This window comes from Campylobacter anatolicus, assembly GCF_018145655.1.
Lineage (GTDB): Bacteria > Campylobacterota > Campylobacteria > Campylobacterales > Campylobacteraceae > Campylobacter_A > Campylobacter_A anatolicus.
Genome location: NZ_JAGSSY010000002.1, coordinates 1 through 14,494, shown reverse-complemented (window position 1 = coordinate 14,494; position 14,494 = coordinate 1). Strand labels below are relative to the sequence as shown.

Genomic DNA, 14,494 nt, shown 5'->3' with positions numbered 1-14,494 from the left:
TAGATAAAATCAGAGTGATTTTAGAGTTTTTAAATGTCAAACTTTGCTTTACTCAACAAACACCAAACGTATAGCACGATTTTATGGTCGCTTTGTTTCCTTAACAACCGATAGTATTTTGCAAGGTTGCAACGAAAATATAACAAAATAGTTTCGTAAAATAAAGCTCAATATTTAAATTTATAAATTCAAACCCAGCTAACAAGGACAATTATGAGTCGACAAACTATCACAGAAAAAATTTTTTCCGACCACGTAGGACGTGAAGTATATGCAAACGAGATCATTGAGAGCGACATCGATATGATTATTGGTAACGATATTACCACACCTATCTCTATCCGCCAGTTTGAACGCAGTGGAGCGACAAGACTAGCCAACCCTGATGGCCTTGCTATCGTGATGGACCACTATATACCAGCCAAAGACATCTTAAGTGCAAATCAAGCTAAAATTTCACGTGATTTTGCCTATAAACACGACCTTAAAAACTATTTTGACGAAAAAGATATGGGTATAGAGCACGCTTTATTGCCTGAAAAAGGCTTAGTAGTGCCAGGCGATGTCATCATCGGAGCAGATAGTCACACCTGTACACACGGTGCACTTGGAGCGTTTGCGACCGGTATGGGATCAACCGATCTAGCCTATGCAATGATAACTGGCAAAAATTGGTTTAAAGTGCCACCAACGATAAAAGTAATATTTAAAGGTAAACTTGGACCGCACGTATACGGCAAAGATCTAATACTTGAAATCATTCGCCGTCTGGGCGTGGATGGTGCTTTATACAAGGCACTAGAGTTTAGCGGTGAAGTGGTGGCGAATTTAGATATGGATAGCAGATTTTCAATGTGTAATATGGCGATAGAAGCAGGTGGAAAGAGTGGCATCATCGCGGTTGATGAGACGACTCGTAAATTTTTATCGGATAAAAATTTACGTGCAGAACCAAAAATATTTCATTCAGATGAAGGTGCAAAATATGAGCAAATTTTAGAGATAGACGTTAGTAAACTCGATCCAGTCATAGCATATCCATTTTTACCAAGCAATGGTAAGAGTATCAAAGAAGCGGTTAAAGACGATCTGAGTATAGATCAAGTATTTATCGGCTCTTGCACTAATGGACGCCTTAGTGATCTTCGTATCGCAGCCGAGCTTTTAAAAGGTCGTAAAGTAGCACGCAAAACGCGTCTTATCATAACGCCAGCTACGCAAAAAATCGCCCTAGCTGCACAAAAAGAGGGGCTAATGGATATTTTCGTTGAAGCTGGTGCTGTCGTAAGCAACCCAACCTGTGGTGCCTGTTTGGGCGGGTATATGGGGATATTAGGAGCAAATGAGCGTTGTGTATCAACAACAAATAGGAATTTCGTCGGCAGAATGGGCGATAGAACAAGTGAAATTTATCTAGCAAACTCAGCCGTTGCAGTAGCATCTGCAATAGCTGGAAAGATAGCTGATCCAAGGGATTTGTAAGATTAGATCAAGGAGCGAAAGCTCTTTGGTTAAATTTTATTATAAATGTGGTTATAAATATTAATTATCCATTTTTAATATTTTTTGCTCCACAACGCTTTTTGAAATTTTTACTAACTCAATAAGGAGTCGCTTTTACCGCTTAGCTTTGCTCGTGATGTATTTTCTCAAAGAGTACAAAACACGAGTGCATTTACGTAGCTTAGCTAAAAATTGAAATTATATTTGCTCATAAAATTTCAAAAAGCTATAGCGTTAAATTTGAATGTAAAACGATAATGCGAAGTATTTTGCCAAAGAATATACATACAATATGTGTCCGAAGTTTAATAAAATTTAACAAAGTATAGCGAAAAAGGAGAGATTTGTGAAAAATTGTGTTGTATTAGCTGGTGGTAAAAGCTCCCGTATGGGTCGTGACAAGACGCTATTGCCATTTGGCGATTTTGCCACACTTACACATTTTAACGCTCACAAACTTGGCAATATATTTAACAATGTTTATGTGAGTTCTAAACTCGATAAATTTAACCCACCACTAACACTCATAAAAGACCTAAATGATAGCGACTTTTCTCCTATGCTTGCGATTTTTAGCATACTTTCGCAATTTAAGAATGAGAATGAACATATTTTTATCATACCTGCCGATATGCCATTTGTAAGCGAAAATACTATAAGAGAGCTTTATAAATTTAGAGAAAATTTTGATATGGTTATAGCTCAAGATGATAAGTATACTCATTCACTTTGCGGATTTTTTAGCCCAAATTTATCCATTTATGCGAAGGAACTTTATGAAAAAGGCGAGCACAAGATAGGGCTTTTGCGTGATCTTTGCAAATGTAAAAAAGTAAAATTTGCAAATAGCGATGAGTTTTTTAATGTAAATAATCCAAGCGAATATGAAGAGGCAGTTAAAAGATTGTGATTAAAATTTTAGCATTTTTAGTAGTGGGGCTAAATTTAATGGCTCAAAGTGCAGATGAACTTTATCAAAAAGCACAAGAATATGAAAACTTAGGTGATATAAAAACCGCTATGAGCTTATATAAACAAGCAGCAAAAAAGGGGCTAGACTCAACCCAACAAAAGAACCAAAACTCTATAAATTTAACTCAAATACCGCAACCAAAAACAGCACAAAATCAAATAGCCATCAACCTAGCATCAGTCCAAAAAGCCACAAAAGAGTCAGAGCAAAATCCACTAGGCATAAAGCTATATGGACTAAACTACTTACTCCCCGCAACCTACACCAAAAATGTAGCAAACGACGAACGCAAAAAATTTGAAACCAAATTTCAATTTAGCATTCAAAAGCCACTAGCTTACGATATATTTGGACTAAAAGAGAGCATAGGCGTATCGTATTCGCAAACGTCTTGGTGGCAAACGGCACGGACATCAGCTCCGTTTCGTGAGAGCAACTATCGCCCTGAGATCTACGTAGACTTTAGCACACGTCAATCGCTTTTAAATTTTAACACCACTAGCATTAGGCTAGGCCTACTGCACGAGTCAAACGGACAAGCTGGAGATGAGAGTCGTAGCTGGAATAGACTTTACGCACAAGGCACATTCGAGTTTAATAAACTTAAAATCACGCCACGCATTTGGGCTGTGGTAGGCGATGTAAGTGACAACAAAGCCATAAGTGATTATGTCGGACGAGCTGACGTAAAGCTTAGCTATAAGCTGGGCGGACATATCTTTAACGCAATACTTAGAAATAACTTAAAGTTAGATAAAACCAATAAAGGTGCATTTGAGCTTGGGTGGTTATTTCCGATATTTTCAAATGGAATTTATGGCTATTTGCAGTATTTTAATGGATATGGTGAAAATCTATTTGATTACAATAAGCACACAAATAAAATAGGCATAGGCGTAGCTGTGCTTAAATAATTATAAAAATATTTAGTTTTTATTACCTATTTTTCATTATAATCTACTTAAATTTAAATCAAAAGGATAAAAATGAAAAATACACTTAAAGCTTCGCTTATTGCGATAATTTTTGCACTCAGTGCAAATGCTACTAATTACGAAATAGACCCAAATCACAGCAATGTTGGCTTTGAGATTAAACACTTTAAGATCTCAAAAGTAAGTGGGAATTTTAAAAGCTATAAAGCAGATATAGATTACGACAAAACGACAAATATATTTAATAAATTTGACGTTACTATCGACACAAGCTCCATAAATACACAAAATGACAAACGAGATGAACATTTAAGAACGGCCGATTTTTTCGATGTTTCAAAATTTGATAAAATAAAATTTAAGATGACAAAATTTGAAAAAGATGGCAACGACGAGGGTAAGATCTATGGTGATCTCACAATGAAAGGCATAACAAAACCTATAATTTTAGACTTTGATTATCATGGCGAAAACAAAAATGCACAAGGAAAAGAGATTATAGGATTTAGTCTAGAGAGTAAAATTTTAAGAAGCGACTTTGGTATTGGTGGCGGTTTTGCCGATGCAACAATCTCTGATAGAGTAAATTTAGAGATTGATGTGGAAGCAAAAGCAAAATAATGCTACTTTAATTTTTAATGTATAAGATAAAATTTATAATTATCTTATACCTTGAATGTTATAATGATTTGCAAAGTATTTCAAAGCTTTTAAGGAAAAATGATGAAAAAGTTTATTTTTCTATTTATATTTTTAACTATATTTGCCAACTCGGCAGAATATCAAATCGATAAAGATCATACAAATGTAGGCTTTAGAATCAAACACATATCCATCACAAATATCAATGGAAATTTTAAAGATTATGACGCTATACTCGACTTTGATAGAGATACGCAAAGCATCAACTATCTTAAAGCAACTATAAGAGTCGCCTCTATAAACACACAAAATACCAAACGCGATAATAACTTAACTAGTGAGATTTTTTTCGATGAGAAGAAATTTCCACTTATAAATTTCAAAATGACTAAATTTGATAGAGCAAATAATGCAGTTTATGGTGATCTAACGATAAAAAATATCACGAAAAATATCAAGCTAAACTACAACTACACGGGCAACGCTATTGATGTATATAAAAATGACAAAGATAGCTTTGAGCTACGTGGTAATATAAAACGAACGGACTTTGATATACATCCAACATATCCAAACACTCTATTAAGTGATGATGTTAAGATTATAGTAGACGTTCAAGCAAAGATGAACCACTAAAAGTTACTATAAAATTTTAATATCGTTTTTTAAGAATTTTTATAAATTTTATAAGAAAAATTTGCTAATATAAGTCTTAGAATACTCTATCTAAAGGAGCTTGCATGAGTGGAATTTCTTTGATTATTAGCTTTGTAATAGCTATTGGCGTTATGATCTGGATGATCTCAAAGCTAAAAGTACATCCATTTTTAGCTTTGATGAGCGTTTCGCTTGTTCTTGCCATAGTTGCTGGCATCGAACTGGCAAAGATTCCAGGTATAATCGGAAATGGCTTTAGTGGGACGTTTAAAAGTATAGGCATAGTCATCATCTTTGGTGCACTTATTGGTACAATACTTGAACGAACTGGGGCAGCATTAAAACTTGCCGATATGGTCGTATCTTTAGTAGGTCAAAAACATCCTGAGATAGCTATGCTCATTATGGGCTGGATAGTTGGTATACCGGTATTTTGCGATAGCGGATTTGTCGTGCTTAACCCTATACGAGAAGCACTTTATAAAAAGATCTCAGCTAACCCAGTAGGTACGGCAGTCGCCCTTAGTGGCGGATTATATGCAGCTCACGTCTTCATACCGCCTACACCTGGACCTATAGCTGCAGCTGGAATGCTCGGACTTGGAGAAAATTTGTTACTCGTTATCATAATGGGTGCTGTCGTATCCATACCTGTGCTTATTGGCGTATATCTTTTTGCTAAAAGCATAGGTAAAGATGTGCATATAAACGATGAAGAGGCAAACAAAATCATCACAAAAAGCTACGAAGAGCTGATAAAACAATATGGCAAACTTCCGGGTGGATTTTTAAGCGTAGCTCCGATATTTATGCCGATACTCTTTATGGCACTTGGCTCGATTGCTAAAATTTTAAAGATTGATGGCGTCGAAGGTGAGCTATTAGCATTTTTAGGCAATCCTATCATGGCTTTAACGATTGGCGTAATATTTGCAATATTTTTACTCTCCCAGACAGATAAATTAAGAGATTTCAACGAGATAACAAACGATACGCTAAAGACAGTCGGACCTATACTATTTATCACTGCAGCTGGTGGTGTACTAGGCAATGTTATAACAGCAGCTGGATTTGTAGAATATATCAAAGCAAACGCCCAAGTTATCAGTGTAGCGGGGATTTTCTTTCCATTTATCATCTCAACTATACTTAAAACTGCTCAAGGTAGCTCAACAGTCGCTATCATCACTACAGCGTCCATAATGGGAATGTATAGCGACACTAGTTCACTTATGGGTGCACTTGGATTAAATACCGAAATGGCAGGAGCACTTTGCGTTATGGCAATAGCAGCTGGTGCCATGTGCGTCTCTCACGCAAATGACAGCTACTTCTGGGTCGTTACAAATTTCAGCAAAATGACACCACAGCAAGGATACCGTACACAAACGATGATGACGTTTATAATGGGTATTGTTGGTATGCTTAGTATTTATGTGCTATCGTTGATATTATTATGAGAGTTTTGGTAGCAACAGATTCTTTTAAAGGTTCACTTAGCTCGCTTGAGGCAGCTACGGCGATTAAGGAGGCACTTGATGAGCTTTGTGATGTAGTGATAAAGCCCATCGCCGATGGTGGAGAGGGTAGTGTAGAGGCTCTTTGCGATGCACTAAATGGCGAATACATCGACATCATTACCAAAGATCCAATTGGTAATCAAATTTTAGCCAGATATGCCATAGCAAATGGACTTGCTATAATGGAAATGGCAAGTGCCTCTGGGCTAACACTGCTTCGACCACATCAACGCGATCCACGTCAAACTAGCACATACGGCTTTGGGCTTATGATAAAAGACGCAATAGCTAAAGGTGCCAGAAAATTTATCATCGGCATAGGTGGAAGTGCGACAAATGACGCTGGAACTGGTATGCTAAATGCTCTTGGCTTTGAGTTTTTTGATAAAGATGGTAATGCACTTGTAGGAGTGGGTAAAAATTTAATAAAAATAGCCAAAATTTCAACTAAAAATGTCTTGCCCGGTCTTAGTGAATGTGAATTTTTGATAGCCTGTGATGTAGATAACCAACTCTACGGTAAAAACGGTGCTGCCTACGTCTATGGGCCACAAAAAGGTGCTGATGGTAAGGTGGTAAAAGAGCTTGATGATGGGCTTATAAATTTTGCAAATGTTGTGCAAAATCAATTTGGCACTAAATTTTATGAGCTAAAGGGTGCTGGTGCAGCTGGCGGGCTTGGATTTGGCTTTGTTAGCTTTTTAAACGCAAAACTTGAATCTGGCATAAAGATAATCACGCAAGAAATAGGGCTAGAAGATGAGATAAAAATGGCCGATCTCATCATCACTGGCGAGGGCAAAATGGACTTTCAAAGCTCGATGGGTAAAACCCCAACCGGCGTAGCCCAACTCGCAAAAAAATATGGCAAACCAGTTATTGCCTTTGCGGGGTGTGTTCATCAAAGTGCCTATGAGTGTAACGACCACGGTATCGATGCATTTTTTAGTATATTAAATGAGCCTGTAAGCTTAGAAGAGGCGATGAGAAAAGATATGGCGATCAAAAATTTAAAAATAACAAGTGTCCAAGCAATACGATTATTTATGATAAATAACAAAAATTGAGCAAATTTTACTACATTACACAAATAGTTTAAAGTCTAATGATTATTTGTAAAGTCAAATACTGTAAATTTAAAAACAAGATAGCTTAAAATCGCCATTTATATCCAAGGATTATTGCTAAATTTTGTGTTTTAACTGCTAAATTTATTTAAGTTTTATCATTACCTTATAGCCATCATCTACTTTTTGAATAATATATCCACGCCTTTTATCAAGCACAACTGTGATACGAGAGTATTTATCATGCCAACCGATCGTTGCATTTTTAAAGATTTCACCATTAAAATTTATAAATTTGGTATAAAAGCTCTTTGGAGTTTTAGCAAAATCTATAACGATCTTTGAGCGTTCAAAGCTAAAATTTTTTATCATTTTCTCAGTAGTTTTTATATGAAGCACGCTTTTGTCAGCATCTAGCTTAAATAAACTCACAACATCATTCCAAGAGACTAGCTTTTTAACTTGTTTTATGTTAGTCTTTTTCTTTGTAGTTTTTTGTTTTATTTCAATCTTCTTGTCTGTTTTAGCAATTTGATTAAGATCTATTTTTATAATTTCATTTTTTTGATTATTTATAGCGTTAGGTTTTGTTTGAACTTTTATGTCTTTTTTAATTGTTTTATTTGTATCAAAATTTAACATTGTTACACTAGGAAGTGCTGTTATAGATGTATTTATATCCGTTTTTATACCTTTTAAAACCTCAGTTTTGCTTTTATTTATATCTAGTTTTGTTGTATTGTTTTTAATGATTTTAGCATTTTGTTCCATAACTTCACCAGGTATCTTTGGTACCGTCGGCTCAGCCATTGTTACAGAAACATCTAGATTTTTTGTTACTTGCGGAGTCTCTTTATGTACTCTTTTTATAATATATTCATCTTTTGTATCAATAGTTTTATTTACATCAGATATTATCTTTTCTTTTATACTGCCGTCATTTGCTCTATATTTTATAGCGATTTGCATAAGCAAATTTGTATCATTTGGAAATTTGATATTTTGTTTATCAAATTCATCATACTGCTCTTTTATATTGCTTGTCATAACGCTGGTATTTAGCTCACTTATAGAGCTAAAAGGATTCTCTCTCGCAGTCAAAATCAATACAAAAACAAAACATAAAAGCCAAATTTTTTTCATTATATCTACTTTTTAGTGGTATCAGGTTCAAGCTCTTTTAGCTCAAAATACTCTTTTTGAAGCCAAGCATTACGCTTTTTTAAAATTTCAACATCCTCACTTAAACGCTCTTTTTGACTTTGCAAACTAAGCATAACATCTAAAGAGCGTTTTCCAAACATTATATTTCCTACGTGTATAGCAAGTATCGCGACACAAATGATCGCAATGATATATCTAAAGAATGATTTAAAAAAGTATGACCACTTTGACTTTTTGACATCATACTCTTTTAAAATTTCACTCAAATTTTATCCCCCAAAAACTCACCATTTTCTAATTCAATCTCTAATAAGCGGTTATATTTTGCGTTTCGCTCACTTCGTGATGTCGCACCAGTTTTTATCTCGCCAGTATTAAGTGCTACCGCAAAATCAGCTATAAAACTATCTTCGCTTTCGCCACTTCTATGACTCATCACACAATTATAACCATTACGCTGTGCTAGACGTACAGTTTGCATAGTTTGGCTGACCGAACCTATCTGATTTGGCTTGATTAAGATAGCGTTTGCGATATTTTTCTCAATACCTTCACGTAAAATTTTCTCATTTGTAACAAACAAATCATCGCCAACTAGCTGAACCTTATCACCCAAACGAGCCGTTAACTTCGCCCAGCCGTCCCAGTCGTCCTCGCTTAATCCATCTTCAATAGAAAATATCGGATACTTTTCACAAAGTCTTACATAATACTCTATAAGCTCCTCTGAGCTAAATTTTTTACCCTCTAGCTCATATCTGCCATCTTTATAAAGCTCACTTGAAGCCACATCAAGTGCTAGTTTTATCTGCTTACCAGCCTCATATCCAGCCTCAGCTATCGCTTGCATTATAAGTTTTAATGGCTCTTCATTATCTTTTAAATTTGGAGCAAATCCACCCTCATCGCCCACAGCTGTGCTATGACCAGCAGCGTTTAAAATACCTTTAAGCTTGTGATAAATTTCGCTCGCTGCACGAAGTGCATCGCTAAATGTTTTAAATCCAAACGGCATTATCATAAACTCTTGAAAATCAACGCTGTTATTTGCATGTGCTCCACCGTTTATGATGTTAAACATAGGCACAGGCAATATACTTGCATTAGCACCACCAAGGTAGCGATAAAGTGGAATTTTAAGACTATTTGCAGCTGCACGAGCCACTGCCATAGAAACACCTAGCACTGCATTCGCACCTAAATTTGAATAATTTTGCGTCCCATCAAGCACAAACATCTCATCATCAACTGCCTTTTGGTTATACGCATCAAGTCCGATTATCGCTTCTGCGATTTGCTCATTTACATTTGCAACTGCCTTTAAAACACCTTTACCGCTGTATCGTTCATCTTTATCACGAAGCTCTAACGCCTCACGTTTACCAGTACTTGCACCGCTTGGCACTATCGCACTAGCCGTTGTGCCGTCGCTTAGAGTTACGACTGCACGGATGGTTGGGTTACCACGACTATCTAAAACTTCATGTGCTACAACATCTTCAATATAAACCATCACTCATCTCCTGCTTCATCAGTTTTTATCGTATCTTTGTCATCATCATCTTTACTGCCATTTAGTAGCTTTGCAATGCCTATTGAGTTTTTGATCGCCTCCACTATCTCATCAGCTATCTCTTTATGCTCTTTTAGATACGCTTTTGCGTTCTCACGACCTTGCCCTATTTTTGACGCTTTGTAGCTAAACCATGCACCTGATTTATCAATAATATCAAGCTTGACACCATAATCAACTATCTCACCCTCATGGCTAATGCCCTCGCCAAACATAATATCAAACTCAGCCGTCTTAAATGGAGGAGCGACTTTGTTTTTAACAACTCTAACCTTTGTCTTATTGCCTATTGGCTCATCATTTTGTTTTAAAGTAGCGACTTTTCTTACATCAAGTCTGACAGATGCATAAAATTTAAGTGCGTTACCACCGGTTGTAGTCTCTGGCGTACCATACCCCATTGCACCTATTTTCATACGAATTTGGTTGATAAATATAACAGTCGTTTTCATTTTATGCACAACGCCTGTTAGCTTTCTAAGTGCTTGACTCATTAAACGTGCTTGAAGCCCCACGTGTGTGTCGCCCATATCGCCATCTATCTCATTTTTTGGCGTAAGTGCAGCGACACTATCAACCACGATAAGATCTATCGCACCGCTACGAGCCATCGTCTCAACCATATCAAGAGCTTGTTCACCAAAATCAGGCTGTGAAACGTATAGATTGTCTGTATCTACACCTAAATTTGAAGCGTATTTCACATCTAAGGCGTGTTCTGCATCCACAAATGCACAAATCCCGCCAGCTTTTTGAGCTTGTGCTATGATATGAAGAGTAAGTGTTGTCTTGCCAGAGCTCTCTGGTCCAAAAATTTCAATAATCCTACCCTTTGGCACTCCGCCTATGCCAAGCCCTAAGTCAAGCCCTATTGAACCTGTCGGTATGCTATCTATCGGTTCTATCTGCTTATCACCAAGGCGAATCATCGCCCCTTTGCCAAATGCCTTATCTATCTGCTTTATCGCAAGATCAAGGGCTTTTTTCTTTTCTGCGTCCATTTGTAACCTTAAATAAAAATTTGATAGATTTTACCTAAAAAGAGATGAATTTTAGTTGATTTTATACGAATTTATAGCTAATCGCAAACAATGATATTCTCATTTAAATTTATTGCTATGTCCATCAAGGCGTAAAGCTCATCTTTTTCACACAAAATAGCAAAAAACTCATCACCATTTTTATAAAGCCCAAGCCCTAAATTTGGCTTTAAAGCTGCTACGACTTTGCTGATAAACTCCTGTGATATAATCTCATTACTCTCACAAATTTGCTCTTTTAAATTTTGTGAGCTTATTAAATTTATAAACTCATTTTGGCTAGTAAATTTACTAAATTGTATTACTAAATTCCGCTTTGCCAACTGCTTTAAAAGATCTTTTAAATTTATAGCATTTATATCTCTGACACCAAAAATAGCAGCAAACTCTTTTAAGCTCTCATCTAAATTTGGATTTTTCACTCTTTGTTGCTGTCTTGCTCTAAAAAAAGCAAAAATACAGACGAGTGCAAAGATGACTGACATCGTTGATAACTCAGTTATTATCTCTTTCACCTCTATCCTTAAAGCACTACAACTTCAGTTTTTAGCTCTACACCAAACTCCACTAAAACTAGCTCTTTGGCTAAGCTTATAAGACTCATCGCATCATCAAATGTAGCATTGTTAAAATTTATCAAAAAATTTGCGTGTTGTTCGCTAAATTTCGCACCACCTATAATGTGTCCTTTTAACCCTACAGCCTCTAGTAATCGTCCAGCATAATCTCCACTTGGATTGACAAAACAGCTACCAAAACTAGCACCCCTTGGCTGATTTGAACGCTTTGTGGCAAACTCATTTGCCCTTACTTCGCTAAATCCACTCTTAACTTTAAATTTAGCCCCAAATATCGGCTCACTAATACTACTAAAACGATACGAAAAGCCTATCTCATCACGACTAACCCAGCCACGCCCCAAATGCACCTGCGTGAGTGTGTCACTTATGCTAAACCCACAAAGTCCAGCATTCATCTTAACTAGTCCGCCCAAAGTACCCGGAATATTTTTTAAAAACTCAAAATTCGCTATATTATGCTGTTTTGCGAAGTTATAGATTCTACTGCTCTTTATCGCAGCTCCGATCTCTAGCTCATCGCCGTTTAAATTTATATAATCAAATGCATCGCCTAATATCGCCATTTTTGGTGGATTTGGTGAAACGAGAAGATTATTAGCACCGCCTATTAAAACTGCACCACAAAGACTTTCAACAGGCGAGTTTATAACGGCTACTTCATGCACCCCACCGATACGTACCGAGCTAAATTTGGTAAAGTCAATCACTCGCGTCATCGCACAAACTCAGGTATATACTCTATCATTCTTGTTGTAAATTCCACCATTAGCGAGATCATCCACGGCATCAAAAATATAATCACAACAACAACTAAAATGATCTTTGGCACAAAGCTAAGCGTAGTCTCATTTATCTGTGTAGTCGCTTGAAATATAGATATAAGAAGTCCAGCAATAAGTCCGCTAAGTAGCATAGGAAGGCTTAAATAAAGAGCTATCTTAAAAGTCTCAATACCTAGCGAAACGAGCATACTTTGCATTTAAGCAAACCTTATATCGTTGTATTCAGTTGGAATCAGATAGTCGTTTGCATTGATACATTCAGCGTAAAATCCATACCTATAACCTATCTCAAATAGTTTATTTACGGCATTTATCGCAAATGAATCCATACTAATTGAGCTTTCATTTGCATATAAATTTAGATAAGCTTTTAGTTGCTCTTTACCTACACGTACCAAGTTTCGCTCCATTAGCATATGTGATAAAAATGGCTTATGCGAGGTTGCAATACGCACCGCCTTTGTTAGTACCCTCTCGCACTCTATGGCGTCAGTTATCGTTAAACTTCTGCGAAGTGCCATACCGCCAAGTGGCAACGGCATACCATCGCCCCCAAGTTCACGCCAAATATCATATATCTCACGCTCAACTTCTAATTCATCGCTGAAATTTAAAATACTCTCATGTATCAGCACTCCAGCATCTACCTCACCACTAAGCACAGCATTTTCAATCTCTAAGAAATTTTTATAGACTACCCGTGTATCAGGATATGCTACGCGAAATAGTAAGGCATTTGTCGTGTGAGCCCCTGATAGTGCGACACGGGAATTTCGCTTTAGTTTAACACCCCTTTTTTTAACTAGCTTTGGCCCATAGCCATCACCAAAACTCACCGCACAACGCAAAAGTGCATAGTCATCTTTGATTAACGGATAGAGCGAAAAGCTAATGGCAGTGGCGTCATAAGTGCCTTTTAAGGCTTCATCATTAAGCGTTTGTATATCTAGTGCGACATTTGAAAATTTTAAATTTTTACTACTAATCCAGCCAAATTTGATCGCCTGATACATAAAAACATCATCCGCATCTGGCGAGTGAGCGACGCTTATATCTTTTAAATTTATCAAATTTTATCCTTTTAGAACATTTACCTTAATATAAATTTTAAACATAATACCAAATTTATGCTTATGATTTAAGCTATCGCTATCTTTGTCATCGTTTTGGCTAAATTTATATTTAAATTTTATCTATAAATTCTACTTTTTCAAGACGATTTGAGCTGATATTTTGACGTCCAAATTTTGCCTGGGCTTTGCCGTTTAACCCAACTAAGTCACCTGTAAAACCACAAGTTGTGTTTATCACGCTATAACTACCAACACCGTAGATATCCACAGGTGTACCATAACGCTCAAATTCAGCAATCTTTTCAGGTGTAAACCCTGAGCTAACGACTATTTTAACGTGGTTAAATCCGTGTATATCAAGTTCGTCTCTAAGCGCAAATATAAGCTCCCTACAAACTCCATGCGGATCAAATCCACTCACATCTTTACCATCAAAAAACCTATCTATCAAATTTTTAGATGTATCCACACGCACCGCACCAAGACGGTCTTTTAACGCATTTGCCGCTTTTATAGCGTCAGTTATTACATCATTATTATAATCAACTAGTGCAGTTACTTGCTCATCAGGAAAGGTCGTAGCGTAAATTTCACACGCCTTTACTACATCTCCTTCACACATCTGTATAAGTGCGTGTGGCATAGTCCCCATGCCAGTTCCGCCCCACCAAAAGCCCTGTGCATCAGTAGAAACTCTATCTATCCCTGCAACATAAGTCGCATATCCATCACCTATCTGAGTAACGATCTCATCTTGTCTATCCGCCATAGAAAATACAATCTTACCGTTAGCTACTTTTAACGTGCGATAGACATTTGTCGCGACACTGCTACGGCGAGTAAGCGTAGCATCTATGATATTTTCCAACCAACCAAAATCCTCATAAGCCCCACTTATCTTTAAAACTGGCTCATTTGCACTTATCATATCTCCATCGTTTAGTGCATATATCTCTAAATTTTGTGGATTTGTAGCAAATTTAT

The 14,494-nt window shown here is 36.6% G+C and carries 16 protein-coding genes; 7 read left to right on the top strand and 9 right to left on the bottom strand.

From position 1 onward, the window contains the following. Window positions 1-213 precede the first annotated feature (213 nt). From leuC to KDE13_RS03180, 7 genes are all read left to right on the top strand, one after another. A complete protein-coding gene (leuC, locus tag KDE13_RS03210; protein ID WP_212140557.1) occupies window positions 214-1,482 on the top strand; it encodes a 3-isopropylmalate dehydratase large subunit in 1,269 nt (422 codons plus the stop codon). A gap of 367 nt (window positions 1,483-1,849) precedes the next feature. Beyond that, window positions 1,850-2,413 (top strand): NTP transferase domain-containing protein, encoded by a 564-nt coding sequence (locus KDE13_RS03205; protein WP_212140556.1) that lies wholly within the window; start codon window positions 1,850-1,852, stop codon window positions 2,411-2,413. Then, window positions 2,410-3,390, top strand: a complete 981-nt coding sequence (locus KDE13_RS03200; RefSeq protein WP_338083709.1) for a phospholipase A — start codon at window positions 2,410-2,412, stop codon at window positions 3,388-3,390. The genes KDE13_RS03205 and KDE13_RS03200 overlap by 4 nt, the downstream gene beginning before the upstream one ends. Window positions 3,391-3,462: 72 nt before the next feature. After that, window positions 3,463-4,032 (top strand): YceI family protein, encoded by a 570-nt coding sequence (locus KDE13_RS03195; protein WP_212140555.1) that lies wholly within the window; start codon window positions 3,463-3,465, stop codon window positions 4,030-4,032. Window positions 4,033-4,134: 102 nt separating this feature from the next. After that, entirely contained in the window at window positions 4,135-4,689 is a 555-nt protein-coding gene (locus tag KDE13_RS03190; protein WP_212140554.1) for a YceI family protein, read from the top strand. Window positions 4,690-4,793: 104 nt separating this feature from the next. Further along, a complete protein-coding gene (locus KDE13_RS03185) occupies window positions 4,794-6,170 on the top strand; it encodes a GntP family permease (RefSeq protein WP_212140553.1) in 1,377 nt (458 codons plus the stop codon). Further along, entirely contained in the window at window positions 6,167-7,297 is a 1,131-nt protein-coding gene (locus tag KDE13_RS03180; protein ID WP_212140552.1) for a glycerate kinase family protein, read from the top strand. Before KDE13_RS03185 ends, KDE13_RS03180 begins: the two co-directional genes overlap by 4 nt. Window positions 7,298-7,441: 144 nt before the next feature. Here the strand turns inward: KDE13_RS03180 and KDE13_RS03175 are convergent, their stop codons facing one another. From KDE13_RS03175 to KDE13_RS03135, 9 genes are all read right to left on the bottom strand, one after another. Further along, window positions 7,442-8,440 carry a hypothetical protein gene (locus KDE13_RS03175; RefSeq protein WP_212140551.1) on the bottom strand — a complete coding sequence of 333 codons (999 nt, stop codon included), beginning with the start codon at window positions 8,438-8,440 and terminating at the stop codon, window positions 7,442-7,444. Between the two features lie 5 nt (window positions 8,441-8,445). Beyond that, entirely contained in the window at window positions 8,446-8,727 is a 282-nt protein-coding gene (locus KDE13_RS03170; protein ID WP_212140550.1) for an FtsB family cell division protein, read from the bottom strand. Continuing rightward, window positions 8,724-9,974, bottom strand: coding sequence for a phosphopyruvate hydratase (eno, locus tag KDE13_RS03165; RefSeq protein WP_212141530.1), 1,251 nt, complete (start codon window positions 9,972-9,974; stop codon window positions 8,724-8,726). Before eno ends, KDE13_RS03170 begins: the two co-directional genes overlap by 4 nt. Then, window positions 9,974-11,035: a recombinase RecA gene (gene recA / locus KDE13_RS03160; RefSeq protein ID WP_212140549.1), complete on the bottom strand. Its 1,062-nt coding sequence runs from the start codon at window positions 11,033-11,035 to the stop codon at window positions 9,974-9,976. The genes eno and recA overlap by 1 nt, the downstream gene beginning before the upstream one ends. A 77-nt stretch (window positions 11,036-11,112) precedes the next feature. Beyond that, window positions 11,113-11,589 carry a hypothetical protein gene (locus KDE13_RS03155; RefSeq protein ID WP_212141509.1) on the bottom strand — a complete coding sequence of 159 codons (477 nt, stop codon included), beginning with the start codon at window positions 11,587-11,589 and terminating at the stop codon, window positions 11,113-11,115. Window positions 11,590-11,597: 8 nt separating this feature from the next. After that, a complete protein-coding gene (locus KDE13_RS03150; RefSeq protein WP_212141510.1) occupies window positions 11,598-12,371 on the bottom strand; it encodes a UDP-N-acetylmuramate dehydrogenase in 774 nt (257 codons plus the stop codon). Beyond that, entirely contained in the window at window positions 12,368-12,634 is a 267-nt protein-coding gene (gene fliQ, locus KDE13_RS03145; RefSeq protein ID WP_212141511.1) for a flagellar biosynthesis protein FliQ, read from the bottom strand. The genes KDE13_RS03150 and fliQ overlap by 4 nt, the downstream gene beginning before the upstream one ends. After that, the gene (locus tag KDE13_RS03140) at window positions 12,635-13,507 is read right to left on the bottom strand and encodes a menaquinone biosynthesis family protein (RefSeq protein ID WP_212141512.1); all 873 of its coding nucleotides are present in this window, start codon (window positions 13,505-13,507) and stop codon (window positions 12,635-12,637) included. It lies immediately after the preceding gene. A 112-nt stretch (window positions 13,508-13,619) separates the two neighbouring features. Further along, the coding region (locus tag KDE13_RS03135; RefSeq protein ID WP_212142838.1) for a nicotinate phosphoribosyltransferase at window positions 13,620-14,494 on the bottom strand (875 nt) is incomplete at its 5' end.

What these genes read in the sequence shown, in the direction of transcription:
- eno (WP_212141530.1), bottom strand. Translation starts at nt 9,974, where the DNA reads ATGGTTTATATTGAAGATGTTGTAGCACATGAAGTTTTAGATAGTCGT.
- fliQ (WP_212141511.1), bottom strand. Translation starts at nt 12,634, where the DNA reads ATGCAAAGTATGCTCGTTTCGCTAGGTATTGAGACTTTTAAGATAGCT.
- KDE13_RS03175 (WP_212140551.1), bottom strand. Translation starts at nt 8,440, where the DNA reads ATGAAAAAAATTTGGCTTTTATGTTTTGTTTTTGTATTGATTTTGACT.
- KDE13_RS03180 (WP_212140552.1), top strand. Translation starts at nt 6,167, where the DNA reads ATGAGAGTTTTGGTAGCAACAGATTCTTTTAAAGGTTCACTTAGCTCG.
- KDE13_RS03195 (WP_212140555.1), top strand. Translation starts at nt 3,463, where the DNA reads ATGAAAAATACACTTAAAGCTTCGCTTATTGCGATAATTTTTGCACTC.
- KDE13_RS03150 (WP_212141510.1), bottom strand. Translation starts at nt 12,371, where the DNA reads ATGACGCGAGTGATTGACTTTACCAAATTTAGCTCGGTACGTATCGGT.
- leuC (WP_212140557.1), top strand. Translation starts at nt 214, where the DNA reads ATGAGTCGACAAACTATCACAGAAAAAATTTTTTCCGACCACGTAGGA.
- recA (WP_212140549.1), bottom strand. Translation starts at nt 11,035, where the DNA reads ATGGACGCAGAAAAGAAAAAAGCCCTTGATCTTGCGATAAAGCAGATA.
- KDE13_RS03190 (WP_212140554.1), top strand. Translation starts at nt 4,135, where the DNA reads ATGAAAAAGTTTATTTTTCTATTTATATTTTTAACTATATTTGCCAAC.
- KDE13_RS03185 (WP_212140553.1), top strand. Translation starts at nt 4,794, where the DNA reads ATGAGTGGAATTTCTTTGATTATTAGCTTTGTAATAGCTATTGGCGTT.